Genomic DNA, 26,048 nt, shown 5'->3' on the forward strand with positions numbered 1-26,048 from the left:
GAAGAAAAACCGGCGGCCCCGCGCATAGCCGTACATCGGGATGGGTAAACTCGCCGCTCTTGCGCGGAGCATGAGGCCGCCCGATCCGCCGATACGTGACATCGGTCACAGCGGCCGTTCCGCTGCGCCTCCGTCGTCGCTCCGCCGCTCTCCGGCACCCTTTTCACCGCACTTCACCTCTCCCCGGTGTACCACGCATCGCCCGGGGCACGCCGACCGGTTCAGGTGCCGGACCCGGCGCCCGCACCACCGTCGCCGCCCACGCGTACGGGTGAAAGCGTCTTCAGAGCCCCGGGTTCCGCCGATAGGGTGCGGGGCCATGCGCGCCGATCCGCCGGAGTTCCTCCGCGCCACCCGTGTCTCGTACGACGCCATCGCCGACGAGTACACCGACCGGTTCGCCGACGGACTGGCCGATCTGCCCCTGGAACGCGCCCTGCTCACGGCCTTCGCGGACCTCGCCCGGACCGCCGGGGCAGGCGAGGGGACCACCCGGCTGCCGGTCGCCGACCTCGGCAGCGGTCCCGGACACGTGACCGCGCGGCTGCACCGGCTCGGCCTGCCGGTCTTCGGGGTCGACCTCTCCCCCCGCATGGTGGCCCTGGCTCACGCGGCACATCCGGGTCTGCGGTTCCACGTGGGCTCCATGACCGCGCTGGACCTGCCGGCCGGGACGCTGGGCGGCATCGTGGCGCTGTACTCGGTCATCCACATCCCCGACGACCACCTCACCGGCCTCTTCGCCGAGCTCCACCGCGTCCTGGCACCCGGCGCCCCGGTCCTGCTGGCCTTCCAGACGGGCGACGAGGACGGCGGCCTGCACCTGGACGAGCGTTTCGGCCACCCCGTCTCCCTGGACTACCACTGGCGCTCCCCCGCCACCGTCATCACCCACCTGACCGAGGCGGGCCTGGAACTCACCGCCCAGACCCTGCGCGAGCCGACCCCCGACGAAAAACGCCCCCGCGCCCTCCTCCTGGCCCGCAGACCGGAGACGGCACAAGACTGACGTCGGCCCGGCCTTCACTCAGGCGGCACGAACCCCCGTGATCCGACAATCGACGGTGGCTCTTCAGCACCTCGTCCGGCATGGGCCGCGGCCTATGTACCCAAGCCGGGAACGCCTTCCATCGGTCAATATGGGGCAGGCCCGGGGTGACAGCTGGAAAAGCCCCCGGTCTACGGAAACGACGCGTACCAGACTGGCGACATGAGCACTGAAGCACTGCACCTGACCGCCGCGATCACCCACGAGGGCGACTGGTACGTGGCACGCTGCCCCCAGGTCGAGGTCACCTCGCAGGGAGAAACCATCGAGGAGTCCCTGGAGAACCTCCGCGAGGCACTGGAACTGCACTTCGAGGAGGCGCCTGCCCCGAGGTCACCGACGTGATCACCGCGCCCGTCGAAATCCGGCGCGCCGCATGAGTCCTGCCGTCCCCTCCGGCCTCTACGGCCCGGCTGCCGCGAAGGCCCTCGAACGGGACGAGCCGCACCGGCAGCGAGAAGCCCCCTCGTTCACGAGGGGGAGGAGTCACCCTCCGCCAGGCCGACCGGACCAACGCTGAGCTGATCAAGGATCACGAGACCGTGGCCGAGTGCATCCAGGTTCGTGGCCTGCTCCGGGCCTCCGCCGTCCACCGCATCGGGCACAGGTCCTGACTCAGCAGGGAGCAACCAAGTACGAGAAGCGCGGGCAGCGTTGGGTGTGCCCACGTAGGTGCCCCGCACCTGTTTCCACTCGGCAGACGCCGACACCTCAGCGCAGCTCGCGGACCATGCAGTCGTACAACGGCGCCTCGTCCCACGGATGAGAGACACCCACCTTCCGATACCCCCACGCTGCGTAGGCGGACTGCGCGGGCGCGGCCTCCGGCTCGGGCCGCACCGTCAGAGTGACCCGCTCGGCGTCCAAGCCCTCAAGGAGCCGCGTATGCAGCGTGGCGGCGATGCCGTGCTGCCGCCACGCCTTCCGTACGGCCAGCTCGATGATGACGAACGTGCGCCGGCCGTCCTCCTGCGTGAAGGTGCCCGGCAGCCGGATGTCCTGGAGGTTCTCCCACCAGCGGGTGTCAGCAGCGAGAAAGTAACCATAGGTGAAGCCCACGACTTCCTCCCCGTCACGGGCCAGGACGAGACGGAAGCCGGGTCGCCGTGTGTGGACCTGGTATGTGTCGATGAACTCGGCGATGTCGCACGGCCCCTCACGGTAGGGCGGCTCGGCGTACACCTCCTCGTAGGCGGGGAGGAAGGCATCGAGTCGGCGAGCGCCCTCCTGACCCTCGTACCGCTCGTACGTTTCCCCGGCCATCACACGACTCCCTTCAGCTCGGTGTACTCGGTCAGCTCCTCGGCGGCCTCGCGGGCGCTCACCGCGTCGATGCTTCGAAGCAGGTCGCGTACGTCGGCCACACGTCGGTTCACACGGCCGGACTCCACCTCTTCGAGGTGGGTGAGGCTGGTGGCTGCCTCAGCCGCTCCTTCGTCGACCTCACCGGCCTGGACCAGACTGCGGGCCAGGGTCATCCGGTAGAGGGCTCGGTTGCGTCCGTACGACCGGTCCTGGTGGGCGAGCGCTGCGCGCAGGAAGGGAACCGCCGCCTTGTGGTGCCCGGTGTCGGAGTACAGCAGGCCCTGGGCGTAGTCCAGTTCGGCTGGTCCGTGGAAAGCGGCCCAGTCCGGGGCCGGGCGTCCACGACCGGAGCGGTCCACCATCCGCATGGAGTCGGCGAGCCGTTTGCGTGCGCTGCTCCGGTCCTTCATGAGCGCCAGAGCGCGAGCCTCGCGAGCGGCAATCAGGGACAGCAGTGCCGGACAGCCGAAGGGCACAGCGAGCGAGTGGGCCGCGCGAGCGAGGTCGTAACCGTCACGCGGTCGGCCTTCGTAACTGGCCTGCATGCTCAGCGAGACGAGGACCAGGATCTGGAGTCCGGCGTCGTGAAGCATGGTCGCGGTGGTCAGGGCCTCGCCCCAGTAGCGACGGGCGGTGTCCTGCTCGTCGGCGTCGTAGTACAGCCAGGCGCATTGCTCCGCGGTTTCGCCGACGAGAAGCTGGAGTTGACGTCCGACGGTGTCCGGGTAGTCACTGGTGTTGATGATCCGGCGCACTCGCCGGAGATGGCGGACGGCGAGGGAGCGGACGTCGCCCCCTCCGTACGCGTCGTCGAGGGTGTACAGCGAGCGGAGGCCCTCACGGAGTTCGAGAAGGTGAGCCGTGCCGACGGCTTCCGGGATTCCGATGCCCTTCCGAGGCCCTACCGCCACGCCGGCAGTTACGCCGATCGCGTCGGCCACGAAGGTCCTGCGGTCCACGTTCACCTCTCCCGACGGCGCGTGCGGCCCGTCCACCGTCGTGCTCGGCCCTGGCCCCGGGAAGCCGAGGTCAACGGGGTTCACGCCGAACATCGCGTGCAGCACGCGCCAGGCCGGCGGATGCGGTCTGGGCGGATGCGTCCGACGCCACCGCCGGACCTGGCGGTCGGTGATGGTCACCTGCTCCCCGACCAACTCGGCGGTCGCCTCGAAGGCCGGGATGAACGTCGACGGCTTGGCCCATCCGCGCTCTGTGCAGGCTTGCGCGAACGGCGTCGGCGTCTCATCCACCCTGGCCTCCCGAAGGGGTTCTGCTTTCGTCGACGGTAGCCCTCTCGCCCGGGGGAAAAGTCCGGCAGTTGAGAAAAAGTCCGCGGGAAGGTCCGCCCACAAGTCCGGTGACGGAGTGTGAAAAACAGTTTCCTCTAGGTGACAGCGCAAGACGCTGTCGAGGCCGAACCCGAGCACCACCATTGAAGGACGCGACCATGACGATGTCCGCGGCACCAGTAGGACCACAGCGCTACCAGGAGCGCTATCCGGCGACGTTGGAGGCCGCCGGACAGGCGCGGCGAGACATGACGCTGGCCCTGGAGACCTGGGGCCTGATCGAGCTGGTGGACCTGGCCAGGCAGGTCGTCACGGAGCTGATGGCCAACGCGCTGGAACACACGGACTCGGCCACGGTCGGCGCTTCCATCACCCGCACCGGAGCACGGTCCGCGCGGATCGTCGTCACCGACTCCTGCCGCACCAGACCCACCACGGGCACGCCGTCTCCCGACGACGAGCACGGCCGCGGCCTCCTCCTCGTCGACGCGCTCGCCCACGCCTGGGGCAGTGAACTGGTGCACGGCGGGAAACGGGTGTGGGCCGAACTGCATGTGGACAGCGAGCAGTGAGCACGTCGCCCGTGGCGGAGTTGCCACGCGTCGATCACCTCAGCCCTCGACAGCAGGCGGCCATCGACTGCGCACCGGACTGCAACGCCACCTGTCGCCGTCGGCGCCCTTTGAGGCAAGGCCGGGAAGCTCCTCGCCAGCCCCTTTGGGCGTGGGCGAGATGAGCAGCAGTCCGATGGCTCACCTGGAAATCGGCCTCTGCTTGGATCTCCACATGACGGACTGGTCTCAGCTCCACCACGCCTATGGGACCGCGGAAGACATTCCCGCCCTGCTCGACGCAGTCGGCCCGGACCCTCGGGATCCCGGCTGGGACGCTCTGGCCTCCCGCCTGTACCACCAGGGCGGTGTCTACTCAGCCAGTTACGCCGCCTTGCCGGAACTGGCGGAGAAGGCCCGGCAGTGGTCACTCGCTGAACGGCGCATGCCGCTCTACCTGGCCGGCCAGATCGTGGCCAGTCGCGACATCCGCGACGAGGTCGTGGATCCCTTCGTCACCCATGCTGCCGATATCGCCGAACTGCTGGCGCTGACAGAGGAAGCACTGGGCGACCCCGCCCTCGTCGATGACTCCCTGAACTACGTTCAGCTCCTGTCGACCTTGCTCAGCTTCGAGGGAGTCGAAGGCTGGGGCGAGCACCTCGACCAGGTGAACGGAGAGGAGTACGAGGTCCCCTGCCCGGCCTGCTTCTCGGAGAACTTCATCGTCTTGGGAGAGGGCTGCCGCTACTCCACCGCCGATGAGATGTACTTCAAGCGGCCACCGGCTCACACGATCCCGCTCCAGCCTCAGGACCCGACCACCGCTGACGGACTGCTACCCAGGCTCCACACACGCGCCCTCTCCGATGGGCATCCCGAGGTCGCAGGCAAACTCCCCTACGTGTTCGGCCATGCCCATTGCGTTCACTGCGGTGAACTCTTCAGCGTCCCAGAAGCAATCCTCGCCCGCTGCTAGACCAAGCACTTCCCTCGCCCACCCCCTTCCTGAGCTTGTTCTACAAGGGCTGGCCGACCTCGAAGGTTGGCCGTATCGAGGCTCGCTTCCGGGAGCTCGTTCGGCACAATGATCGTGTGACGAAAAACGAGGACGCCGGAGTACCGTCCAACAGCACAGGGCTTGTTGCAGGCATGCTGATCGGCATCGCAGTCGGGCTCGTGCTCGGGCTGACTGTCTTCGACAACATGGCGATGGGCCTGGTGCTCGGCAGTGGAGCAGGCGGAGTCCTCGGTGTCACTCTCCTCTCGGCATGGCGCTCGCAGCGCCGGTCCTCCTGAGGACTCCACAAGGCTGCTCAGCTTGTTCTTTTAGCCTCCGGCGTCGAACGGCATCTCGGACCGGGTCGCTCACCTGGGCATTTTCCGGACACTGAGGCGGCCTTCGTCTGATCATGTGCTCCGCCCAAGGCGCACGTGATCACGACGAAGGCGTTGTCGCCGGTCGTTCGCCGGCCCGGGGTCGGCTCAGTGGCCGCGGGCGATCCATTCGGCCAGGTGCGGCGCCTCGGTGCCGATCGTGGTGCCGTCCCCGTGTCCGGTGTGGACACGGGTCTCTTCCGGCAGCGCGAACAGCCTGTCGCGGAGGGACCCGATGATGGTGGGGAAGTCGGAGAACGAACGGCCCGTGGCTCCGGGGCCGCCCGAGAACAGCGTGTCCCCGGTGAACAGCACCCCGGCCTCGGGCAGGTGCAGGCAGACGGACCCGGGAGAGTGCCCCGGGGTGTGGATCACCTCGAGCGCCGTGCCAGCCACGTCGAGGCGCTGCCCGTCGCTCACGTGCTCGAAGGCCCGGCCGGGGTGGGTCATCTCCCACAGCTCCCGGTCACCGGGGTGCAGCAGGACCGGCGCCTGGAGCTCACGGGACAGCTGCGGTGCGACGGTAACGTGGTCGTTGTGACCGTGCGTGCACACGACGGCCACCACGTTCCGGTCTCCCACCGCCTTGATGATCGCTCGCTCGTCGTGCGCCGCGTCGATGATCACGACCTCGTCGTCGTCGCCGACGAGCCAGACGTTGTTGTCGACGTCCCACGTGCCGCCGTCGAGGGCGAAGACGCCGGAGGTGACCACGCGCTCGATCCGCAGGCCGTTCACAGGACCACCACCGAACGCAGCACCTCGCCGGCCTGCATGGTGTGGAAGGCCTTCTCGACCTCGTCGAGCGCGATGCGCTCGGAGACGAACTTCTCCAGCGGCAGCCTGCCCTGCAGGTGCAGGTCGACGAGCATCGGGAAGTCGCGCTCCGGCAGACAGTCGCCGTACCAGGACGACTTCAGGGAGCCGCCGCGGCCGAACACGTCGAGGAGCGGCAGTTCGAGCTTCATCTCCGGCGTGGGCACGCCCACCAGCACGACGGTGCCGGCGAGGTCGCGCGCGTAGAACGCCTGCTTCCACGTCTCGGGCCGGCCGACCGCGTCGATGACGACATCGGCGCCGAACCCGCCCGTCAGCTCGGCGATCGCGGCGACGACGTCGGTCTCCCCGGCCTTGACCGTGTGGGTGGCGCCCAGGTCGGCAGCCCAGGCCAGCTTCTTCTCGTCCCGGTCCACCGCGATGATCTTCGAGGCGCCCGCCAGCCGCGCCCCGACGACGGCCGCGTCGCCCACGCCGCCGCAGCCGATGACAGCCACCGAGTCCCCTCGGCCCACCCCGCCGGTGTTGACGGCGGCGCCCAGGCCGGCCATGACACCGCAGCCGAGCAGACCCACGACGGCGGGGTCCGCGGACGGGTCCACCTTGGTGCACTGTCCGGCGTGCACCAGGGTCTTCTCCGCGAAAGCGCCGATGCCGAGCGCCGGGGTGAGTTCCGTCCCGTCGGTCAGAGTCATCTTCTGGCTCGCGTTGAACGTGTCGAAGCAGTACTGGGAACGCCCGCGCCTGCAGGCCCGGCACCGCCCGCACACGGCACGCCAGTTCAGGACGACGAAGTCGCCGGGCTGCACCGAGTCGACCCCTTCGCCGACACTCTCCACGGTGCCGGCGGCCTCGTGCCCGAGGAGGAACGGGAAATCGTCGTTGATACCGCCTTCGCGGTAGGTCAGATCGGTGTGGCACACGCCGCACGCGGCGACCGCGACGACGACCTCACCCGGTCCCGGATCGGGAATCACGATGTCGGTGAGCTCGACCGGAGCTCCCTTGGAACGGGCGATCACACCGCGGACCTGCTGGGGCATCTGAGTTGGTTCCTTCATCAGTCGTTCGGAAACGCATGCGCACCGGCGCATGTCCTCCACGACGTTAGCTCCGGGCCGGGGACGGGCGGCCTGTGCGACGGACCAGTAGAACCTCGACTTCCGGCCAGGGCGGCCGGACCGGCTATGGTGCGTGGAATGCTCGACATGAAGGCACTGCCGGAGACCGACCTCCTCGCCCTGCGAGAGGTCATCGAGGGTCCGCTGCACGAGATCGCACGCCGGTTCTCCCGCTTCCTGTCGGACCGGTGGCCGCACACCGCGCTCGTCGTCTTCACCAAGGAGTGCACCGGCCGGCCGCGGAAGGTCTCCGGTGCGACCGAAATGGTCAACAAGGTCACGATCGACGAACTCGAACAGCTGAAGGCCCTCGTCGAGCCCGGCCGGCCGATCGGCACCACGGCGGCGATCGGCGGGGCCGCCCGCACCGTCTGGGCCGTCCGCGACCCGGTCGGCACGCTGCTCGTCCTCGTGCCGCGCGGCTCCCGGAAGCAACTCCCGCGGCCCGCCGCCCTGTCGGCCCTCTTCGGGATCGTCGCGACCTCGATCAGCCAGCAGGTCGCGCAGGCGAGCCCGGACTACCTCGCCGAGTCACGCGCGGCCTCCAGTGAGCGGGCCCGCACCATCACCGAGATGGCGACGGCGCACGAGAGCGCGCTGGTGGCCATCCTGAACACGCTGCGCGCCACCGCACTCGACGATCGCCGTGCCCGCGTGGCCGCGACCGAGTCCGCCTCCGTCGCGCTGGTGGCGTTGCGCTCCGCCCAGAAGTCCGATCTGGCCCTGAGCGAGGAACCGGCCCCGGCCGCGTTCACGAAGCTGCGCAGGGACGTCCGGCACCTGCTCAAACACCACGAAGCGAGCGTCGAGTTCGTGCCGCCGGCCAAGGCGGCGCGTCCGCTGCCCGGAGAAGTCGCCTACGCCGCCCGCGCGATGACCCGGACCGCGGTGCTGGCCCTCACCGCGCAACCGGGTCCGTCACGCCTGCGCGTCGCCTGGACCTGTGACGACACGTCACTGCGGATCGACGTGCGGGAACAGGAATCCGGGAGCGTGGACGTGCACGCGCTGTCACGCCAGCTCGAGGGCCGCGCCCGCACGCTCGGCGCCACGGTCAGCCTCGACGCCGTGCCGGGCTGGGGAAGCCGGGCCGGCATCGTCCTTCCTTTCGACCCGCCGGCCGTCAGGACCGGGGAGACCAGGCTGTCGAGCCTCAAGGCGCGGGAGCAGGAGGTTCTGCACCTTCTCGCGCAGGGCAAGCGGAACAAGGCCATCGCCGACACACTCGGAATCACCGAGAGCACCGTCAAGTTCCACGTCACCGGAGTGCTGAGGAAACTCGAGGTCAGCTCACGGGGCGAGGCCGCGGCGCTGGCCCTGAACGGGCACGAGCAGGGCCCGGTGGCCGGGGGCCGGGAGGGGCGGTGACCGTCGCCGTCGTCCGTTCACGCCGTCGCCACCGCCGACAGGCGGTGGACGTCGCGGGCGGTGCCGGTGACGCCGGAGAGGAAGCCCTGGGCGCGGGGGGAGGCGTTCTCGGTGAGCCAGGCGGGGTCGATGTCGCAGACCGCGATGCGCACCTCCGTGCCGGACAGGGCGAGGGGGAGGGTGTGGACGACGGTCGACGGGAAGCTGAGGACGGTGCCGCCGATGGGGCCCCGGCGGGCGATCAGCTCCAGCGGGAGTTCAGGGCGGACGATCTCCAGGCCCGTCTCGACCGCGAGCCGGTGGAGTTTCTCGGTGCTCTCGCGGCGGTGGGCGAAGTAGCGGGTCGCGCCGTGGGTCTTGGCGAGGGAGCGGACGGCCTCCAGGTAGGCGTCGGCGTCCACCACGCCGGTCTCCACCAGGGAGGTGCCCACCATGTCGGCGGTCCGGGTGATGCGGGGCGGGCCGAACCGGGCCCGGGTCCAGGCGAAGGCGTTGGCGCTGACGGTGACTCCGGGCGGGATGTCCGCCACCGGCATCGAGGAGAAGACCTCCACCCGGCGACTGCCGCCCGGGGTGAGCCTGCGCCGGGCGACGCCGGACACCGGGGCGAGGAGCAGGTCCCGGGGGCCGCGCCGGCCGCCCTTGCGGTGCCAGCGCACCAGGCGTTCGCCGCGGGCGAGTTGGCCGACGAACTCCATGGTCGCCGTGCCGTCGTCGACGACGACGAGGTCGCGGGCCCGGGTGATCGTCAGCAGGAGTTGTACGTACCGGGAGAAGGGGTCCCCGAGGAGGACGCGGTCGGCCCGGCGCAGCGGGCCGGCCAGGCCGGCGATGGTCCGGAAGGGTGCGCCGGCTCCGCCGCGCGCCTCCTCCCAGCGGACCACATGGCCCTCCTCGCGGGCCAGTTCGGACATGCGGCGCAACTGGCCGCGGGTCATGGGGTCGACGGGGGACAGCACCACGAGGGTGAGCCCCGCGCCGGGCGCATGCGCGTGCGCCCACTCCAGCACGTTCAGCAGTTGTACCGGGCTCTCGACGAAGGCGAGAGTGTGGGAGCCGGCGTTCCCGGCGCGGGGGCTCATCTACGTACGACCGTTCCCGTCGTCGAGGTGATGGTGGGTGGAGGGAAGGTCAGACGGTCAGCGGCTCGCCGGCGGCCGCGGCGATCTCCGCCTCGGCGACGACGCCGGGGACCCGGCGGAGCTTCTTCATCGGGCCCAGCTCGGACTCGTAGACCTTCTTGACGCCGTCGCCGAGGGAGGCCTCGATGGTGCGGATGTCGCGGACGAGGCGGGTCAGGCCCTGCGGCTCGACGGACGCGGCCTGGTCGGAGCCCCACATGGCGCGGTCCAGGGTGATGTGGCGCTCGATGAAGGTGGCGCCGAGTGCGACCGCGGCCAGGGTGGTCTGCAGGCCGGTCTCGTGGCCGGAGTAGCCGATCGGGACGTTCGGGAACTCCTGCTGGAGGGTGTTGATCATCCGCAGGTTCAGCTCCTCCGCCTTCGCCGGGTAGGTGGAGGTGGAGTGGCAGAGCAGGATGTTCTCGCTGCCCAGGACCTCGACCGCGTGGCGGATCTGCTTCGGGGTGGACATGCCGGTGGAGAGGATGACCGTGCGGCCGGTGGCACGCAGGGCGCGCAGCAGCTCGTCGTCGGTGAGGGAGGCCGAGGCGACCTTGTGGGCGGGGACGTCGAACTTCTCCAGGAAGGCGACGGCCTCGGTGTCCCACGGGGAGGCGAACCAGTCGATGCCCTTCTTCCTGCAGTAGGCGTCGATCTGGCCGTACTCCTCCTCGCCGAACTCCACGCGGTGGCGGTAGTCGATGTACGTCATCCGGCCCCAGGGGGTGTCGCGCTCGATGTCCCACTGGTCGCGCGGGGTGCAGATCTCGGGCGTGCGCTTCTGGAACTTGACGGCGTCGCAGCCGGCCTCGGCGGCGGCGTCGATCAGCTTGAACGCGTTCTCGATGTCGCCGTTGTGGTTGATGCCGATCTCACCGGTGACGTACACGGGGCGGCCGGGGCCGGCCTCGCGGGTACCGAAGCTGCGGACGCGGGAGTTGGAGTTCACAGTGCTCATGACGGTGTTTCCTTACTTGGGGAGGGAATCGAGAGAAGGGCCGAGGATCCAGCCGGCGATCTCCCGGACGGCGCCGTCGCCACCGGGGAGGGTGGTGACCGCGCGTGCGGCGCCGCGCACGACGTCGTGGGCGCTCGCGACCGCCACGGGCCAGCCCACGAGGGCGAAGCACGGGAGGTCATTGACGTCGTTGCCGACGTAGAGCACGCGCTCGGGCGCGATGCCCTGTTCCTCGCACCACTGCTTCAGGGCGAGGTCCTTGCGGTCGATGCCGTGCAGCACGGGGAGCCTGAGCTTGCGTGCGCGGGCGGCGACGACCGGGTTCTGTTCCGTGGACAGGATCAGCATCTTCAGGCCGCTGCGGCGCAGGGCCGCGATGCCGAGTCCGTCGCCGCGGTGCACGGCGACGACTTCCCGTCCGTCGGCGTCGATCAGCACCCTGTCGTCGGTCTGGGTGCCGTCGAAGTCGAGGACGACCGCGTCGATGTCGTCTGCGGTCGGGAGTGCGCCGGGCCTCTCCGCGTCGAAGAGCGGGGCGAGGGCGCGGGCGCGGGCGAGGTCGTGCGGGTCGTCGATCTCCAGGACCCGCGCGGGGTCGGTGCGGACGAGTTCGGTCCGGCCGAAGAAGCGGTGCCGGTGCTCGCGGAAGCCGGCCGCGTCCATCGCGTAGGCGGCGCCGGTCTCCAGCAGGTCCTGGGGGCGGTCCTGGCGGCGGGGGCGGAACGACTTGTCGTGGTTGACGCCGAAGCCGCCCGTCGCCGGGTCGGTGTCCGGCGTCGCGTCCGTCGCGTCCCGCCAGACGAAACCGTGGAAGGGGGCCACGGTCACCGCCGTGTCGGCGCCCTGTTCGGCGACCGCGCCGGCCACCCCGTCGATGTCCTCGCGGACCAGGAAGGGGCTGGTGCACTGGACGAGCAGGACGACGTCCACCGCGGCGCCGTGCAGGGCCTCGTGGGCGTCCATGGCGTGCAGGACGGCGGCCTCGGAGGTGGCGAGGTCGCCCGCGATGGCGGCGGGGCGCAGCACGATCTCGGCGCCGGCCTGCCGGGCGGCGGCGGCGATGGCCTGGTCGTCGGTGGAGACGACGACGTCCGTGACGTGGCGTGCGGCCCGGCACTCGCGGACGGCGCGGGTCACCAGGGGGACGCCGCCGACCGGCGCGAGGTTCTTCGCGGGCACGCCCTTGGAGCCACCGCGTGCGGGGATCACGGCGAGCACCCGGCGCACCGGCGCTCCGCCCCGGTCCACTTGCGGTTCGTTCATCGGATCTCCTCCGAGTAGACCCCGTCCTTCAGGGCGGGGGTGATTCGGGCCCCTGCGGAGCAGGGCAGGGGAAGACGAATGACCGTCAGGGCGGTTCGTCGTCCGGCAGTCATGGCCTCCAGATGGGCGATAGGTTCCGAATTGCCCGGTCGGCGAGAACCAAGTCGGCCGGGTCTACCGCCGGGCTGGCGGGATGTCAGGTCTGTGGAGCTGGCGTAAGACCGATGGCTGGCACACCAGTCCTCGCCGTTTGTTCGGGTCGGCTGCTGTCGATGAAGCAGAAAGCTCAACCCGTGAGGGTTGAATCCCCCTGCTTCAGCTGGGGGAGATGTCAAGGGATCAGCTCCTCGAGCAGGAAGGGAGGCGGTCACAGTTCGCCCATCCGACGGATCACCGGGGCCACCCGCTGGACGCCGTGCCGGTAGGCGCCGCGTGCCGCGCGGCGCACGATCTGCCGGACCGGTCCGGGCTCCTTGTCGGCGGCGGGGGCGCCGGGCAGCGGGGTGCCGTCCGGGCCGAGGTGGTGGCGGGCGAGCAGGCCGGGCAGGTAGCCGGGCGCGGTGACGGGTGTGTAGTACGGGGCCAGCGGCGGCAGGCCGCCGGGGCGGTCGAGCAGTCCGGCGACGCGTGCGCGGGCGGCGTCGAAGGCGGTGGCGTACGAACCACCGGTCGCGACGCCCTGCCGGGACACCCACTCCTCGTCCGGCACCGGTCGGTGCCCGGCGTCGAGCTGGTCCCAGGAGGCGAGGCAGCCGGAGCCGACGAAGTGGTGGTTGCCGAGCGCCTCGCGCACCCCGAGGTCGGTGAGGACGACGGTCGGGATACGCCGGTGCAGGGACTCCAGGGCGGCCGTGGAGCTGATCGTGACCAGCAGGTCGGTGCGGTCCAGCACCTCGCCCATGTGCCCGTACACCAGGCGGAAGTTGGCCGGCGGGTCGAACCGCTGGGCCAGCTTCTGGTACGGCAGTTCCTCGATGTGCGTGGTGTGCTCGCCCGGCTTGGAGCGCAGCTTGAGCAGCACCTCGCGCTCGGGGTGCCGGCGGGCGTGCTCGATCAGCCGGTTCAGCAGGTAGGTGCGGTCCTTGCGGCTCTCCGGGACGGAGGGCTGGGCGGCGAAGACGACCGTGTAGGGGTCGTGCTCGCCCGTGTGGGCGGCGCCGCCGAGGAAGGGCAGCGCGACCTCGGTCACCGAGCCGGCGTCGGCGCCCACTCCTTCGTACACGGTGCGGAAACGGTCCGCGTCCTGGCGGGAGTTGGCGAGGACGAGGTCGGCGCCGTGGCGCAGCAGCAGGCCGTCGGCGAGCTTCTCGTAGACGACGCCCACGTATCCGGTGACCACGACGGGCCGCTTCGGCCGGCCGGCCGGGCCGTCCTGCCAGACCCGTCCGAGTCCGTGCAGCATCGCCTGGACGCCGCCGCCGACCAGGGCGAGGACCAGGACGTCGTACGGCTCCTCCCGCATGGCGTGCAGGAACTGGACCGCGGTCACCTCGTGGAGGGCGTCCGCCCGGACGCCGACCTCTTCGAGCTGACGGGCTGTGGGAGTCGCACGACCCCGCAGGAGATAACCGTCCAGCCGGATGTCCGGGTTTTCCGGGTTCCCCGGGGCGATGCGGTTCGCGGTGAGCGCGCCCCATTTCCACCGGGTGTCGGAATCCGCGAGGACGGCGACTCGCAGGGTCTTCGTTGCACTTACTGGCACGACGAAGACGCTAGGAAGCAATTTCCAGCAGCGGCCCAACCGGAATCCAACAAATGGTTAACAGAAGATCGCCGAATGACGAATCGGCCCGCCCGGCGCCCGGAAAAATGTTCGCTTCACCGCTTCGACACGCGTCGTTCACCGCGTATCAAGGTTCGGGTAAAGACGAATGACGGGCCGCCGCCTAACGTCACTGACGTGCCCAAGCTCTCCGTCATCGTGCCGTTCTACAACGTGCGCCCATACGTCCCCGATGCCCTGCGAAGTCTGCGCGCCAACGCGCGGGAGGACTTCGAATTCATTCTCGTCGACGACTGTTCGACCGACGGAACCGCGGATCTCCTCGCGCGCGCGGAGCGTGAACTGCCGGGGGCGGTGCTGGTGAGACACGAACAGAACGGCGGTCTCGCGACCGCCCGCAACACCGGCATCGACCGGGCCCGCGGCGCGTACCTCACCTTCCTGGACGGTGACGACTGGCTGGCGCCCGGCTACTACGCCCGGCTGGTCTCCGCGATCGAGGAACTGGACTGCGACTTCGTCCGCACCGACCACGTGCAGTGCACGGCGCGGGCCCGCACCGTGCAGCGCGTCCCGCACGGCCGGCGCAACGTGCCGCTCGACCCGCGCGACGCGATCCTCCCCGCCCACCGGACCACCTCCGTCGACTACGCCTATGCCTGGGCGGGCGTCTACCACCGCAGGCTCGTCGAACGGGGCCTGCTGCACTTCACCGACGGACTGCGCACCGCCGAGGACCGGCCCTGGATCTGGAAGCTGCACCGGGAGGCGGAGTCCTTCGCGGTGACCAGCCTGCTCGGGGTGTTCTACCGGCGCGGTGTCTCCTCGTCGCTGACCCAGATCGGTGACGCCCGGCAGCTCGACTTCATCCGCGCGTTCGACCAGGTGATCGAGGAGACCGCGCGGGACGCGGATGCGGCGACCCTGCTGCCGAAGGCCGTGCGGACCTACTGCGCCATCATCTCCCACCACCTGGGATCCATCGAGAGGTTCGAGCCGTCCGTGGCCCGGAAACTGAAGGACATGGGCACCGCCGCGCTGCGGCGCATGCCGCAGGACGTGCTCGACGAGGCACTCGACTCGATGGACTCCGAGCGCGCCACCCGGCTGCGCCGGCTGCGCCGCCGTCCGGTGCCGGCCTCGGAGGTCGCCGCGTGACCACTCAGATCTTCATGGCGTCGACCCTCTACGGGGCGGCCACCCTCGCCGCCGCCCTGGACTCGGGCTGCTTCGCCCCGGCCGGCCGGCGGATCCTGCTGGTCTCCAACAACGCGACGACGCCCGAGACGACGCCCGCCGTGGACGAGATGCCCGGGTTCGAGCACCTGCGGCCCCGGTTCGACGACGTGCTGTCGTGGAACGAGGCGATCTTCCCGTTCCACCCCGGCGGCTGGGAACCGCGCCCGGACGACGTGCCCCTGTGGGAACGGTATCTGCGCCTCGCCTGGGAGATCGGCGACGACGACGTGGCGCTCGCCGTGGAGTCCCTCCAGGTCAACCCGGCGCTCGGGGTGGCGCAGATCTTCACCGACGCGCCCGTCACCGTCTACGCGGACGGTCTGATGAGTTACGGCCCCACCCGCAACAAGATCGACCCGCTGGTCGGCACCCGGGTGGAGCGGCTGCTCCACCTCGACCTGGTGCCGGGTCTCGAGCCGCTGCTGCTCACCGAGTTCGGGGTGGCACCGGAGGTGGTGCCGACCCCGGCGTTCACCAAGGTGCTGGCCGAACTGGTCGACACCGGCGTCGAGTTGCCCGATGTGACGGAGCCCGCGCTGCTGCTGGGCCAGTACCTCTCCGCGCTGAACATCCTCTCCGCCGAGGAGGAGGAGAACCTGCATGTGCGGATGCTGAAGGGCGCGGTGCACCTCGGTCACCGCCGGGTGGTGTTCAAGCCGCACCCCACGGCCCCGGCTCGCTTCACCCGCACCCTGGAGGAGGAGGCCGAGCGGCTCGGCGTCGACCTCGCGGTGGTGGACACCCCGGTCCTGGCCGAGGTGCTGTACCAGCGGATGCGCCCGGCCCTGGTCGTCGGCTGCTTCTCCACGGCCCTGCTGACCGCGTCCGCCCTGTACGGCCTGCCGGTCGCCCGGGTCGGCACGGACACCCTGCTGGACCGGCTGACGCCCTACGAGAACAGCAACCGGATCCCGGTCACCGTCGTCGACGCGCTGCTGCCGGAGCCGACGGACCCGGCGGCGGTCGCCGGGCGGCGCGGGACCATGACCGCCGACGCGCTCGGCGACCTGGTCCGCGCCGTCGGCTTCACCATGCAGCCGAGGATCCTGCCGGGGCTGCGGCCCGAGGCGGAGCGGTACCTGTCGACGCGGCTGGACGGCGGCACCCGGCGGTACTTCAGGAAGAAGCGGCTGACGTCCCTCGGGCTGCCCGGCGGGGTGCCGCACCGGCTGGGTTTCCTGCCGCGCAACGCCACGGTCCGCAAGGTCGCGCGCAGGGCGCGCAGGCTGCGCCGGACGATGGCCCGCCGCTGAGCACTCCTGCGCACGAGCACGCCTGCGCACGAGCACTCCTGCGCATGAGCGCGTCTGCGCACCCGCACGCGGGAGCCCCCGCGGCCCGTCCCGGAGCGTCCTGGGACCGGCCGCGGGGGCTCCCCCCGTCTCACGCGCCGAGGATCACCCGCAGGTCGGCCGTGTTCTCCTCGGTGACCTTCCACAGCGTCCGCTGACGCTCGTGGACGTCGGCCACGGTCGCCGCGTGGGCGTCCAGGATGCCGATCGCCCGCTCGGTGAGGACCGCGCCCAGGTTCCGGTCGTGCACGGAGACACCCCATTCGGGGCGCTCGATGTCGGCCAGGAAGTACGCCATCTTCGGGTGCGAGATCAGGCTGATGATCGGCGTGCCCACCCCGAAGGGGATCATCCCGGCGTGCCCGCGCATGCCGATGACCAGCCGGGTCCTCGCGTACAGGTCCCGGATGGCGTCGTTGTCGAAGTCGTACATCGGGATCACCGGCAGCGAGATGCCGTGCTCGCGGCGCAGGTCGAAGGCGATCCGCTCGTCGTCCAGCGAGTGCGCCACGCACCGGACCTCGGTGTGTGCGCCGATGCCCCGCACCGCCTTGGCGATCTCCGCGAGGAAGTGCCCGTAGTCGTGTCCGAAGCGCAGACCGGCCCGGTCGTAGGCGGCGTTCAGCAGGACGGTGTCCTCGCGCCCGGCGGGGTCGGTCCAGCCGGGCACCAGCTGGCGGCTGACCGTGGTGGGGCAGGGCTGGAAGCGGACCCTGTCGTGCAGGTGGTCCGGGAGCATGGCCCGTACCTTCGCGATGGAGCCGTGGTTGCGCAGGCCGAAGAACGAGGACCTCTCCACCAGCAGGCGCAGGCTCTCGCGGAACCGCCCGGCCCGGTACGACTGGCCGTCGAAGGCGTTGAAGCCGACCGCGTACACCATGATCGGCACGTCGATGCCGCGCAGGTGCTCGTCGGGCACGTTCCACTGCCAGGCGCTGTTGCCGTTGGGCATGGTGTCCGGGATGAACAGTCCGCCGCCGCCGATGACCAGGCCGCGCCGGGCGTTGACCCGCTCGAGGGCGGCCCGGTCGAACAGCCGGTGGGCGTGCACGGAGTGCCAGCGGCGGGAGGTGGTGTCGGGGCCGAAGCCCAGCCGGACCGTCTCCGGCAGCAGCTTGTCACCGGCGTTGCCCTGGCGGTCCATGTAGAAGGCGACGTGCGCGAGCTGGTCCTCGGCACCGCCCAGCTCCTGCTCGGGCACGGAGGCGGCGCGCTGGGCCCACAGCCGGCTCGAGCGGTGGGTGGGGTCGACGGAGATGCCGGCGGTGGCGTGCCGCAGCGCCTCGGCGTCCTCGCCGTGCACCCAGGCCATCTGGGCGAGCCGGGCGTAGGCGGTGGCGGCCCGGTTGGGGGCGGCGGCGGCCAGCAGCAGCTGGGCCCTGGCCTCCTCGTGGCGGGAGACGCTCATCAGGGCGTGGCCGAGCACCTCGTGCGCCCAGGCCTCGTCGAGCGGGAGGTGCACGCTGCTCAGGATGTCGACGGCGTCCTGGTAGTCGCCGGCCGCGATGTGCGCGGCGGCCACCTTGCGGGCGCTCTCCACGTCACCGGTGCGCGCGACGTGCGGGGTGCCGAGGTGCACCAGCAGGTCGTGGTGGAGGGTGCCGGACAGCGCCAGGTAGGCGGCCTGGAAGTCGGCGTCGGACAGCTCGAACTCGCGCCAGCGCTCCTCCGCCCGGCCGTATCCGGCCTCGCCGCCCTGCCAGGGCTTGTGGCGGCCGGTGAAGTGCAGGATCGCGGTGTCGTCGGGGACCGGCAGGTCGCCGGAGAGCCGCCGCTTGACGAAGTTGTAGCGGGCGTCGAGGCGGACGAAGTCGCCGTCCAGCACGGCGTTGAGGATGCCCTGGTCGTGCTTGTCGAGCTCGTAGTCGCCGCTGCGTCCGGTGGCGTCGAGCTCGGCGCAGAACGCGTCGCTGAGGTACTCGCGCTGGATGACCAGCAGCCCGGAGTTCAGCTTGTGCTGCCCGTAGAAGAACTGCGGGACGGCCGCCAGGCCCTCGCGCAGCCGCAGCAGTTCACCGAGGTCGTCGAGGACGACCATGTCGGTGTCGAGCGTGATGACGGTGTCGTACTCGCGCAGCCGGAAGACGTCGAGGATGAAGTACGCCTTGCGGACCAGGTAGTTGTCCTGGTCGCCCTTCTTGTACGTGTCGTAGTGCTCGGTGTTCACCCGGCGCAGCACGATCCGGGGGTGCAGGGCGCGGATCCGGGCGATCGAGCCGGGGCGCAGGTCGTCGTGGAGCACGACGAAGTCCTCGCACACGCCCGGGTTGGACAGCGCGAGGCTGCGCAGCAGGGCGAGGAAGCCGGGCAGGTAGTTCTCGTCGACGTAGGCGGCGAAGGCGACGCGGCGCTTGCCGGTGAGCGCCTCCGACGAGAGGGCCGGCGCCTGGGGGGCCGTGGTCGCGGTCCCGGGGGTGGTGGTCATCGCAGGGATATCCTCATGTCGGTCACTCGCTGGGCCCGCTGCATGACCCATTCCTTCTCGCTGGTGTACTCGTGCACGGAGGTGATCGGCATCTTCATGGCTTCCGGCACGCGGTAGGCGCCGCTCTCGTAGAAGTCGAAGCCGATCAGGTCCAGGGTCGGGCTGACGTCCAGGAAGTCCAGCAGGAACAGCATGTTGAAGCCGGTGGTCGGGATGCCCGACCAGACGTCGGCGCCGAGCCTGCCGATGTTGCGCACGGGCCAGCGCAGCGACTCGTCGCCGAGGAACTGCTGGGCGCCGGGCACCAGGCGGTTGCGCAGGGAGTACTTCCAGTCGCCGGAGACTCCGCCGAACACGAGCCGGGTGGTGACCTGCTGGTCCCAGTTGAATCCGTGCTTGTGGATGGTGGCGTGGATGTCGGTGCGCCCGCCGGTGTGCCTGGCGTCGATGCGGTACGAGTTGAAGCGGACCACCAGGTCGTAGGCGTCGATCTCGGCGCCCAGGGAACTGGAGCCGACCCTGCCCGAGTTGGCTATGAGGCAGACGGACTTGCCCGCCACCTGGTTGCGGAACTCGCCCAGGCCGATCCACTGCACGCCGCCGATGGTGGGGTCGGCGACGGGGCCGCGCATCCGGTTGCGGCGCTGTTCGGCGTAGAGGGCGAGGACCTCGGTGAGCGCGGGCAGGTCGACGTCGCTGCGCGCGGCGCGCAACTCCAGGTACTGGCCGAGCAGTTCCTGCCGGTCCGCGACCGGCGCCCCCTCGGCGGCCAGCGCGAGGAGCGCTCCCACCATGCGCGGCTCGGCCTCGGGCCAGTCCCCCACGGCGTGCGCGGTCAGGCCCTCGGCCCATACGTCGGTGGCGGGACCGCGGGCGAACTCCTCGGCGCGCGGGCACTGGCGCCGCAGCAGGGCCAGCAGCTCCCGGTCCCTCTCCCCCGCCACACGCAGTCCGGCGATCTTCGCGGCGACGCCGAACCCGTCGCTGTCGGTGAGGCCCAGGTACCGCTCGTAGGCGGGCACGGCCTCGGTCTCGTCGCCCAGGGCCTCCATCAGCCGGGCGCGCAGCCGCCAGCCGGCGCGGGAGTTCCTGCGCTGGGCGAGGACGGTGTCGCTGATGACCAGCGCGAGGTCCAGTTCGTCGTCGTAGCCGCACTCCAGGGCCTTGTTGGCGACGGCGAGCAGGGCGTCCAGCACGTCGTTGGGGATGCCGGAGGCCGGGGTCGACGCCCCCTTGACGACCCGCTTGAGACGGGCGGCGGCACCGCTCGGCGCGGCCGGCGCGGCGGTGGTGGTGGCGGAACCGGTCGTGACCACGACGAGCAACCTGCGGAGCTGCTCGGCGAGCTCGACTCTACGGCGGTCCACACTGCCCACGAGTTTGCCGCTGTGCACCGCACAGGCACGCAGGCAGTCGTCCAGCTCCCCTCCGCTCACACGTGCCCGTCTGTTCTGAACCGTCGTCATGGCACTCCTGTTTTGCCGAACCAGCTGCTCGCGCACGGTGCGACAGCATTGGCTGCTTTTCTTCCCCGTAAGGAAGATGTTGGGAGAATTTAGAAATCCAAAACGACATCCAGGTGAACTCGCCTCTACCGGAGGGGGAATCGTTGGTCCGGTGTCCGGTTGTCCTCCGTCCGTCGGACTAGCGTGCTGACGTATCCGCGGCCGAAACCGGCCGGAATCATGAAACCCTGGGGTTTTCCTTGACCAGCGCGCTCGCCCGTCCGGTACCCGGAACGACCCGGCAGGCAGAGAAGGGAGAGCCACGCGGGCGGCCCCGGCTGCGCGCCCTGGACGGACTGCGACTGCTGGCCGCCTTGATGGTCGCGGCCTACCACTACGGCGGGCGGGGCGGCGATGTCACCACCGCCTGGGGAAGCTCGCCGAAGGAGCAGTTCCCCACCCTGCACGCGTATTTCTCGTACGGCTGCCTCGGCGTCCAGGTCTTCTTCGTGATCAGCGGATTCGTCATCTGCATGAGCGGCTGGGGCCGTCCGCTGCGGTCGTTCTTCGCCTCCCGCGCCTCCCGGCTGCTGCCCGCATACTGGGTGGCGGTCCTGCTGGTGACGGCGGTGTTCGCCCTGCCGGTGGTCGTCCACGAGGCCGTCTCACCGAGCGACGCGCTGGTGAACCTGACGTTGCTCCAGCAGCCGCTCGGCGTGGACCGGGTGCTGGGCGTGTGCTGGACGCTGTGGGTGGAGATCCGTTTCTACGCGCTGTTCGCCCTGTTCGTGGTGATGCCCGGGGCGAGCAGGCAGCGGGTGATCCTGTTCTGCGCCGTGTGGACCATGGCCGCCGCGATCGCCGACGCCGCGAACGAGCCGCTGCTCGACCTCGTCCTCATGCCCGAGTACGCGCCGTTCTTCCTCGGCGGCATCGGCCTGTACCTCGTCCACCGCGACCGCGGGGACGCCTACGCCTGGGGCATTGTCGGGGTGAGCTGGCTGATCGGCCAGCACTACGCGGTCCAGGACCTGTGGCACGCGCCGGGCCCGGACGCCTTCTCCCACCGGACCTCGTTCGGCATCGTCCTGATCGTCACGCTCGGCTTCGTCGCGGTCGCCGCCATCGCGCTGGGCCGGCTGGACTGGGCGAACTGGCGCTGGCTGACCGTCGCGGGCGCCCTCACCTACCCGTTCTACCTGGTCCACGAGCACCTGGGCTGGGTGGTCATCCACGCCCTGCACCGCGGCCTGGGCATCGGCTCGGCGGAGACCTTCGCCCTGACCATCGCCACGATGCTGCTGCTGGCCTGGCTGCTGAACCGGTACGTGGAGGACACCCTGACCCCGAAGATCCGGGCCCGCCTGTCCCGACCCTCCCCCGAGCCGCTGCCCGAGGCGGCCTGAGCCCCGGCAGCCACCGGCCCGCCGAGCGGGACGGGCGCGGCCGCGGCCCTACGCGCTCGCGAGCGTCAGCTTCGCCGCGAAGCCCAGGAACAGCGCGCCGGCTGCCGAGGTGGCGCCCGCCGACAGGGCACGGCGGCGGCGGAAGGCGGCGGCGAGCTTGGTGCCTCCGAAGATCAGCGCGCTGAGGTAGAGCACGCTGGCGATCTGCGCGAAGACGCCGAGGACGACGAAGGAGAGCGCCGGGTAGGCGTAGGCCGGGTCGACGAACTGCACGAAGAAGGAGATGAAGAACAGGATCGCCTTCGGGTTGAGCAGGCTGATGACCAGCGCCCTGCGGTACGGACGCTCCGCCGGGGCCGCGTCGGCCGCGGCCGCCCCGGTGACGCTCTCGAGGGCGCTCTGCTCGCGCCGGGTCCGCCACATGCCCCAGGCGGCGCGCAGCATGCCGACCGCGAGCCACGTCAGATAGCCGGCGCCCGCGTACTTCACGATGCCGAACAGCACGGCGTTCGCCTGGAGCAGCGAGGCGACTCCCGCCGCGGACAGCGTCATCAGCACGGCGTCCCCGCACCAGACCCCGGCCGCCGCCCTGTAGCCGACCCGCACCCCGCGCCGGGCGGCGACGGACAGCACGTACAGCGAGTTGGGGCCGGGCAGCAGCACGATGAGGATCAGGCCGGCCAGATAGGTGGGGAGGTCGATGACGCCGAACATGGAGGGAGTGTCGCACGGGGGTACGACACTCGGGCCCCTCTGTTCGCAATATGGTCAGCCGTCACCGTCGAGGAGCGTGTCGACGGACAGGCCGATGGTGATCCCGACGGACTCCGGGACGGGGACGGACCGGCCCCGCCCGAAGTGCTGGGGGTCGGGGTACTTGCCGTCCTTCGGGTCGGTGTAGAGCAGGACCTCGTCGTGGTGGCGGTCCGCGACGAGGTAGGCCGGGATGCCCGCCCTGGCGTAGGTCCCGACCTTGATGGCCGTGTCGTTGGACCAGTTGGTGGAGGTCACCTCCAGCACCAGGCGGAAGACATGCGGCGCGTAGCAGTTCTTCTCCACGAGCGCGTCCCTGTAGTCGTCATCGACCACGGAGAAGTCGGGGACCGCGTAGTCGTCGGGTCCCGTCGGCAGCCACAACCCGATGCCACCGATGTATCTGAGGCCCGCCCGCCTGGCTCCGATCCGCGAGAACTCCTCGACGAGCCAGGTCAGCGACTCTTGGTGCGGACCGTCCGGCGGCGGTGTCACGACGATGCTCCCGTTGAGAATCTCTACCCGGTGGCCGGGCAGCTCCTCCCAGAGATGGTCAGCAGCATCGGCAAGCGACGACTCGTGCAGCATCACAGCCAGGCACCCTCCTTACGGGAACACCCTCCACGAGCGTAACCGGGGATGTGCGGTTTTCCCCCTCGATCACCCTTTTGAGGTAATGACCCAGCTCAGAAGGCGTCCGAGGGCACGTAAGTCCCCCACACCTCGCGCAGCGCGTTGCAGACCTCGCCGACGGTGGCGCGTGCGCGCAGGGCGTCCTTCATCGGGTAGAGGACGTTGTCCTCGCCCTCCGCGGCCTTCTTCAGGGCGGCGAGCGCCGCGTCCACGGCGTCCTGGTCGCGCTCCGCGCGGAGCTTGGCCAGGCGTTCGGCCTGCTGGGCCTCGATCGCCGGGTCGACGCGCAGCGGCTCGTACGGCTCCTCCGCGTCGAGCTGGTAGCGGTTGACGCCGACCACGACCCGCTCACCGGAGTCGGTCTCCTGGGCGATGCGGTAGGCGCTGCGCTCGATCTCGCCCTTCTGGAAGCCCTGCTCGATGGCGTCGACCGCGCCGCCGAGGTCCTCGACCTTCTGCATCAGCTCCAGCGCCGCGGCCTCCACCTCGTCGGTCATCTTCTCGATGACGTAGGAGCCCGCGAAGGGGTCGACGGTCGCCGTCACGTCCGTCTCGTAGGCCAGGACCTGCTGGGTGCGCAGGGCGAGGCGGGCGGACTTGTCGGTGGGCAGCGCGATGGCCTCGTCGAAGGAGTTGGTGTGCAGGGACTGGGTGCCGCCGAGCACCGCCGCCAGGCCCTGGACGGCGACCCGGACCAGGTTGACCTCGGGCTGCTGGGCGGTCAGCTGCACACCGGCGGTCTGCGTGTGGAAACGCAGCATCAGGGACTTCGGGTTCTTCGCCCCGAAATCCTCCTTCATCACCCGCGCCCAGATCCGGCGGGCCGCCCGGAACTTGGCGACCTCCTCCAGGATCGTCGTCCGGGAGACGAAGAAGAACGACAGGCGGGGTGCGAAGTCGTCGACGTCCATGCCGGCCGCGACCGCGGTCCGCACGTACTCGATGCCGTCGGCCAGGGTGAACGCGATCTCCTGCGCCGGGGAGGCCCCCGCCTCGGCCATGTGGTAGCCGGAGATCGAGATCGTGTTCCACTTCGGGATCTCGGCCCGGCAGTACTTGAAGATGTCCGCGATCAGCCGCAGGGAGGGCTTGGGCGGGAAGATGTAGGTGCCTCGGGCGATGTACTCCTTGAGTACGTCGTTCTGGATGGTGCCCGTCAGCTTGCCGGCCGGTACGCCCTGCTCCTCGGCGACCAGTTGGTACAGGAGCAGCAGGAGGGCGGCGGGCGCGTTGATCGTCATCGACGTCGAGACCTGGTCCAGCGGGATGCCGCCGAACAGCACCCGCATGTCGTCGACCGAGTCGATGGCGACGCCCACCTTGCCGACCTCCCCGGAGGCGATCGGGGCGTCCGAGTCGTGGCCCATCTGGGTGGGCAGGTCGAAGGCGACCGACAGGCCCATCGTGCCGTTGGCGATCAGCTGCTGGTACCGCGCGTTGGACTCGGTCGCCGTGCCGAAACCGGCGTACTGGCGCATCGTCCAGGGACGGCCGGTGTACATCGTCGGGTACACGCCCCGGGTGAACGGGTACGCGCCCGGGTCGCCCAGCTGCTCGGCCGGGTCCCAGCCCTCGAGGGACTCCGGCCCGTAGACCGGTTCGATGGGCAGTCCGCTCTCGGTGGTCCGGGCACTGCCCGACTCGCGCGCCATGGTGTGATGCCTCCCGCTGGGCGGTGCTGCTCGGACCGCTCGCCTGTTACCCGTCAGTTACCGTCAACTACCCGCCAGTAAAGACCCGACGCTCCGACGGACTGTAGCCGTGCGGGTGCGGCCCGGTGCAGAGGCGCACGCTGGGACCTTGCTCACAGGGCCGGTGGGACCGCGCTCACAGCACACGCCGCCCCGGCCGTCTTCCCGTCACCCACCACCATGCCCCGTGGTTCGGAAGCGGTCACGTCCGGGGAACATCTCAGGGAAAAAAACCTGAAGGATGACCGACCACGACCGGTGGGACGACCCGGGGGGCCACATGTGCAGTACGGGCAGGGGGACGGGGAGGGCGGTGGCCGTGTTCCTGGCGCTGGCCGCCCTGACCGGCGGTGCCGTGGGGTGCACGGTGCAGCCCGTCGACGCGGACGGCGGGCGGCGGTCACCGATACGCATCGAGAGACCGAGCGGGACGCCGCCCGCGGACCGGTCCCCGGACTCCGGTTCCGGTTCCGGTTCCGACGGCGAGGGGAAGGGCGGCCGTGGCGGCGCCAAGACCGCCGTGCCGCCGCGGCCGCCCGCGCGGGTGCTCTGGTCGCCCGGTGACTCGGGGCGTGACGTCCGCGAGCTCCAGGCCCGGCTGCGTCAGGTCGCCTGGCTGTTCGACGGCCCCACCGGGACGTACGACGACCGGACGAGGGAGGCGGTCGAGGGGTTCCAGGGCAAGCGCGGACTGCCGCGGACCGGGAGGACCGACACCGTCACCTGGCAGCGGCTGCTCGGTATGACGCACGAACCGGGCACGTGGGAGCTGTACCTGATGGGCGGCCAGCCGGCCGCCGCACCCGACGTCCGGTGCCGGACGGGCCGGGTGCTGTGCATCAGCAAGGCCACCCGCACCCTGCGCTGGATGATCGACGGGCGGACCGTGATGACGCTGCCCGTCCGTTTCGGCGCCGACCCGACACCGACCCGTGACGGCGTCTTCCAGGTCTACTGGAAGTCCCGCGACCACTGGTCGACGCTCTACGACTCACCGATGCCGTACGCCATGTTCTTCAGCGGCGGCCAGGCCGTGCACTTCTCGGCGGACTTCGCCGCGCGGGGCTACGCCGGTTCCTCGCACGGCTGCGTCAACGTGCGGGACGAGGCCGCCATCGCCCGGCTGTACGGGCAGGTGCGCAACGGCGACAAGGTCGTCGTCCACGGGTGAGCGCCGCACGGGCGCGCCGGGCTGGCGCGCCGGGCTGGGAAAGGGCGCGGGCGGGACCGGGGGAACGTGTCCCGCCCGCGCCGAGATGCACG

The 26,048-nt window shown here is 70.6% G+C and carries 23 protein-coding genes; 10 read left to right on the plus strand and 13 right to left on the minus strand.

Annotated features, from left to right (window positions below):
• Window positions 1–319: 319 nt before the first annotated feature.
• Both ACTWJ9_RS12210 and ACTWJ9_RS12215 read left to right on the plus strand, forming a co-directional pair.
• Window positions 320–1,009: a class I SAM-dependent DNA methyltransferase gene (locus tag ACTWJ9_RS12210; RefSeq protein WP_387038842.1), complete on the plus strand. Its 690-nt coding sequence runs from the start codon at window positions 320–322 to the stop codon at window positions 1,007–1,009.
• A 201-nt stretch (window positions 1,010–1,210) separates the two neighbouring features.
• Complete coding sequence (locus ACTWJ9_RS12215; protein WP_279334291.1) at window positions 1,211–1,393, plus strand: type II toxin-antitoxin system HicB family antitoxin; 183 nt, start codon at window positions 1,211–1,213, stop codon at window positions 1,391–1,393.
• A 366-nt stretch (window positions 1,394–1,759) separates the two neighbouring features.
• Here ACTWJ9_RS12215 and ACTWJ9_RS12220 read toward each other — a convergent pair whose 3' ends face one another.
• Both ACTWJ9_RS12220 and ACTWJ9_RS12225 read right to left on the minus strand, forming a co-directional pair.
• Window positions 1,760–2,311 (minus strand): GNAT family N-acetyltransferase, encoded by a 552-nt coding sequence (locus ACTWJ9_RS12220; protein WP_279334292.1) that lies wholly within the window; start codon window positions 2,309–2,311, stop codon window positions 1,760–1,762.
• The gene (locus tag ACTWJ9_RS12225; RefSeq protein WP_279334293.1) at window positions 2,311–3,603 is read right to left on the minus strand and encodes a hypothetical protein; all 1,293 of its coding nucleotides are present in this window, start codon (window positions 3,601–3,603) and stop codon (window positions 2,311–2,313) included. Before ACTWJ9_RS12225 ends, ACTWJ9_RS12220 begins: the two co-directional genes overlap by 1 nt.
• Before the next feature lie 197 nt (window positions 3,604–3,800).
• Between ACTWJ9_RS12225 and ACTWJ9_RS12230 the strand changes: the two genes are divergently transcribed.
• From ACTWJ9_RS12230 to ACTWJ9_RS12240, 3 genes are all read left to right on the plus strand, one after another.
• Window positions 3,801–4,214, plus strand: coding sequence for an ATP-binding protein (locus tag ACTWJ9_RS12230; protein WP_279334294.1), 414 nt, complete (start codon window positions 3,801–3,803; stop codon window positions 4,212–4,214).
• A 160-nt stretch (window positions 4,215–4,374) separates the two neighbouring features.
• Window positions 4,375–5,172 carry a hypothetical protein gene (locus ACTWJ9_RS12235; RefSeq protein ID WP_279337948.1) on the plus strand — a complete coding sequence of 266 codons (798 nt, stop codon included), beginning with the start codon at window positions 4,375–4,377 and terminating at the stop codon, window positions 5,170–5,172.
• A gap of 116 nt (window positions 5,173–5,288) precedes the next feature.
• Complete coding sequence (locus tag ACTWJ9_RS12240) at window positions 5,289–5,492, plus strand: hypothetical protein (protein ID WP_443295702.1); 204 nt, start codon at window positions 5,289–5,291, stop codon at window positions 5,490–5,492.
• A gap of 186 nt (window positions 5,493–5,678) precedes the next feature.
• Here the strand turns inward: ACTWJ9_RS12240 and ACTWJ9_RS12245 are convergent, their stop codons facing one another.
• Entirely contained in the window at window positions 5,679–6,308 is a 630-nt protein-coding gene (locus ACTWJ9_RS12245; protein ID WP_387038848.1) for an MBL fold metallo-hydrolase, read from the minus strand.
• Window positions 6,305–7,390, minus strand: a complete 1,086-nt coding sequence (locus tag ACTWJ9_RS12250) for an S-(hydroxymethyl)mycothiol dehydrogenase (RefSeq protein WP_387038850.1) — start codon at window positions 7,388–7,390, stop codon at window positions 6,305–6,307. Before ACTWJ9_RS12250 ends, ACTWJ9_RS12245 begins: the two co-directional genes overlap by 4 nt.
• 156 nt (window positions 7,391–7,546) lie before the next feature.
• Here ACTWJ9_RS12250 and ACTWJ9_RS12255 point away from each other — a divergent pair, with 156 nt between their 5' ends.
• On the plus strand, window positions 7,547–8,836 hold the full coding sequence (locus ACTWJ9_RS12255) for a helix-turn-helix transcriptional regulator (protein ID WP_443295703.1): 1,290 nt from the start codon (window positions 7,547–7,549) through the stop codon (window positions 8,834–8,836).
• Between the two features lie 17 nt (window positions 8,837–8,853).
• Here the strand turns inward: ACTWJ9_RS12255 and ACTWJ9_RS12260 are convergent, their stop codons facing one another.
• The 4 genes from ACTWJ9_RS12260 to ACTWJ9_RS12275 all read right to left on the minus strand — a co-directional run bounded on the left by ACTWJ9_RS12260 (window position 8,854) and on the right by ACTWJ9_RS12275 (window position 13,880).
• Window positions 8,854–9,918 carry a hypothetical protein gene (locus tag ACTWJ9_RS12260; protein WP_279334299.1) on the minus strand — a complete coding sequence of 355 codons (1,065 nt, stop codon included), beginning with the start codon at window positions 9,916–9,918 and terminating at the stop codon, window positions 8,854–8,856.
• A gap of 49 nt (window positions 9,919–9,967) precedes the next feature.
• Window positions 9,968–10,906, minus strand: coding sequence for an N-acetylneuraminate synthase family protein (locus ACTWJ9_RS12265; protein WP_279337949.1), 939 nt, complete (start codon window positions 10,904–10,906; stop codon window positions 9,968–9,970).
• Between the two features lie 21 nt (window positions 10,907–10,927).
• On the minus strand, window positions 10,928–12,178 hold the full coding sequence (locus ACTWJ9_RS12270; RefSeq protein WP_443295704.1) for a cytidylyltransferase domain-containing protein: 1,251 nt from the start codon (window positions 12,176–12,178) through the stop codon (window positions 10,928–10,930).
• A gap of 367 nt (window positions 12,179–12,545) precedes the next feature.
• Window positions 12,546–13,880 (minus strand): DUF6716 putative glycosyltransferase, encoded by a 1,335-nt coding sequence (locus ACTWJ9_RS12275; RefSeq protein ID WP_388704465.1) that lies wholly within the window; start codon window positions 13,878–13,880, stop codon window positions 12,546–12,548.
• Between the two features lie 198 nt (window positions 13,881–14,078).
• Here ACTWJ9_RS12275 and ACTWJ9_RS12280 point away from each other — a divergent pair, with 198 nt between their 5' ends.
• Both ACTWJ9_RS12280 and ACTWJ9_RS12285 read left to right on the plus strand, forming a co-directional pair.
• A complete protein-coding gene (locus tag ACTWJ9_RS12280; RefSeq protein ID WP_443295705.1) occupies window positions 14,079–15,059 on the plus strand; it encodes a glycosyltransferase family 2 protein in 981 nt (326 codons plus the stop codon).
• Complete coding sequence (locus ACTWJ9_RS12285) at window positions 15,056–16,393, plus strand: polysialyltransferase family glycosyltransferase (protein ID WP_443295706.1); 1,338 nt, start codon at window positions 15,056–15,058, stop codon at window positions 16,391–16,393. Before ACTWJ9_RS12280 ends, ACTWJ9_RS12285 begins: the two co-directional genes overlap by 4 nt.
• Before the next feature lie 130 nt (window positions 16,394–16,523).
• On the opposite strand, the gene ACTWJ9_RS12290 is transcribed toward ACTWJ9_RS12285, so the two are convergent.
• Both ACTWJ9_RS12290 and ACTWJ9_RS12295 read right to left on the minus strand, forming a co-directional pair.
• Window positions 16,524–18,857 carry a glycosyltransferase gene (locus tag ACTWJ9_RS12290; protein ID WP_443295707.1) on the minus strand — a complete coding sequence of 778 codons (2,334 nt, stop codon included), beginning with the start codon at window positions 18,855–18,857 and terminating at the stop codon, window positions 16,524–16,526.
• On the minus strand, window positions 18,854–20,323 hold the full coding sequence (locus ACTWJ9_RS12295) for a glycosyltransferase family 29 protein (RefSeq protein WP_443295708.1): 1,470 nt from the start codon (window positions 20,321–20,323) through the stop codon (window positions 18,854–18,856). Before ACTWJ9_RS12295 ends, ACTWJ9_RS12290 begins: the two co-directional genes overlap by 4 nt.
• Before the next feature lie 239 nt (window positions 20,324–20,562).
• Between ACTWJ9_RS12295 and ACTWJ9_RS12300 the strand changes: the two genes are divergently transcribed.
• Window positions 20,563–21,708, plus strand: coding sequence for an acyltransferase family protein (locus ACTWJ9_RS12300; RefSeq protein ID WP_388704478.1), 1,146 nt, complete (start codon window positions 20,563–20,565; stop codon window positions 21,706–21,708).
• Window positions 21,709–21,756: 48 nt separating this feature from the next.
• Here the strand turns inward: ACTWJ9_RS12300 and leuE are convergent, their stop codons facing one another.
• The 3 genes from leuE to ACTWJ9_RS12315 form a co-directional block, all read right to left on the minus strand.
• Entirely contained in the window at window positions 21,757–22,422 is a 666-nt protein-coding gene (leuE, locus tag ACTWJ9_RS12305; protein WP_279334307.1) for a leucine efflux protein LeuE, read from the minus strand.
• Between the two features lie 54 nt (window positions 22,423–22,476).
• Window positions 22,477–23,049 (minus strand): Uma2 family endonuclease, encoded by a 573-nt coding sequence (locus tag ACTWJ9_RS12310; protein ID WP_388704481.1) that lies wholly within the window; start codon window positions 23,047–23,049, stop codon window positions 22,477–22,479.
• Window positions 23,050–23,147: 98 nt separating this feature from the next.
• Window positions 23,148–24,746, minus strand: coding sequence for an acyl-CoA mutase large subunit family protein (locus ACTWJ9_RS12315; protein ID WP_388704484.1), 1,599 nt, complete (start codon window positions 24,744–24,746; stop codon window positions 23,148–23,150).
• A gap of 319 nt (window positions 24,747–25,065) precedes the next feature.
• Here ACTWJ9_RS12315 and ACTWJ9_RS12320 point away from each other — a divergent pair, with 319 nt between their 5' ends.
• Window positions 25,066–25,956 carry a L,D-transpeptidase family protein gene (locus ACTWJ9_RS12320; RefSeq protein ID WP_388704854.1) on the plus strand — a complete coding sequence of 297 codons (891 nt, stop codon included), beginning with the start codon at window positions 25,066–25,068 and terminating at the stop codon, window positions 25,954–25,956.
• The last annotated feature ends 92 nt before the right edge of the window (window positions 25,957–26,048 follow it).

This window comes from Streptomyces sp. GDS52, assembly GCF_052246875.1.
GTDB lineage: Bacteria > Actinomycetota > Actinomycetes > Streptomycetales > Streptomycetaceae > Streptomyces > Streptomyces cathayae.

Bases quoted from the DNA above. Each gene is read 5' to 3' on its own strand.
- ACTWJ9_RS12220 (WP_279334292.1), bottom strand. From the start codon at position 2,311: ATGGCCGGGGAAACGTACGAGCGGTACGAGGGTCAGGAGGGCGCTCGC.
- ACTWJ9_RS12215 (WP_279334291.1), top strand. From the start codon at position 1,211: ATGAGCACTGAAGCACTGCACCTGACCGCCGCGATCACCCACGAGGGC.
- ACTWJ9_RS12315 (WP_388704484.1), bottom strand. From the start codon at position 24,746: ATGGCGCGCGAGTCGGGCAGTGCCCGGACCACCGAGAGCGGACTGCCC.
- ACTWJ9_RS12210 (WP_387038842.1), top strand. From the start codon at position 320: ATGCGCGCCGATCCGCCGGAGTTCCTCCGCGCCACCCGTGTCTCGTAC.
- ACTWJ9_RS12255 (WP_443295703.1), top strand. From the start codon at position 7,547: ATGCTCGACATGAAGGCACTGCCGGAGACCGACCTCCTCGCCCTGCGA.
- ACTWJ9_RS12320 (WP_388704854.1), top strand. From the start codon at position 25,066: ATGTGCAGTACGGGCAGGGGGACGGGGAGGGCGGTGGCCGTGTTCCTG.
- leuE (WP_279334307.1), bottom strand. From the start codon at position 22,422: ATGTTCGGCGTCATCGACCTCCCCACCTATCTGGCCGGCCTGATCCTC.
- ACTWJ9_RS12250 (WP_387038850.1), bottom strand. From the start codon at position 7,390: ATGCCCCAGCAGGTCCGCGGTGTGATCGCCCGTTCCAAGGGAGCTCCG.
- ACTWJ9_RS12310 (WP_388704481.1), bottom strand. From the start codon at position 23,049: ATGCTGCACGAGTCGTCGCTTGCCGATGCTGCTGACCATCTCTGGGAG.
- ACTWJ9_RS12290 (WP_443295707.1), bottom strand. From the start codon at position 18,857: ATGACCACCACCCCCGGGACCGCGACCACGGCCCCCCAGGCGCCGGCC.
- ACTWJ9_RS12235 (WP_279337948.1), top strand. From the start codon at position 4,375: ATGAGCAGCAGTCCGATGGCTCACCTGGAAATCGGCCTCTGCTTGGAT.
- ACTWJ9_RS12295 (WP_443295708.1), bottom strand. From the start codon at position 20,323: ATGACGACGGTTCAGAACAGACGGGCACGTGTGAGCGGAGGGGAGCTG.
- ACTWJ9_RS12260 (WP_279334299.1), bottom strand. From the start codon at position 9,918: ATGAGCCCCCGCGCCGGGAACGCCGGCTCCCACACTCTCGCCTTCGTC.
- ACTWJ9_RS12230 (WP_279334294.1), top strand. From the start codon at position 3,801: ATGACGATGTCCGCGGCACCAGTAGGACCACAGCGCTACCAGGAGCGC.
- ACTWJ9_RS12270 (WP_443295704.1), bottom strand. From the start codon at position 12,178: ATGAACGAACCGCAAGTGGACCGGGGCGGAGCGCCGGTGCGCCGGGTG.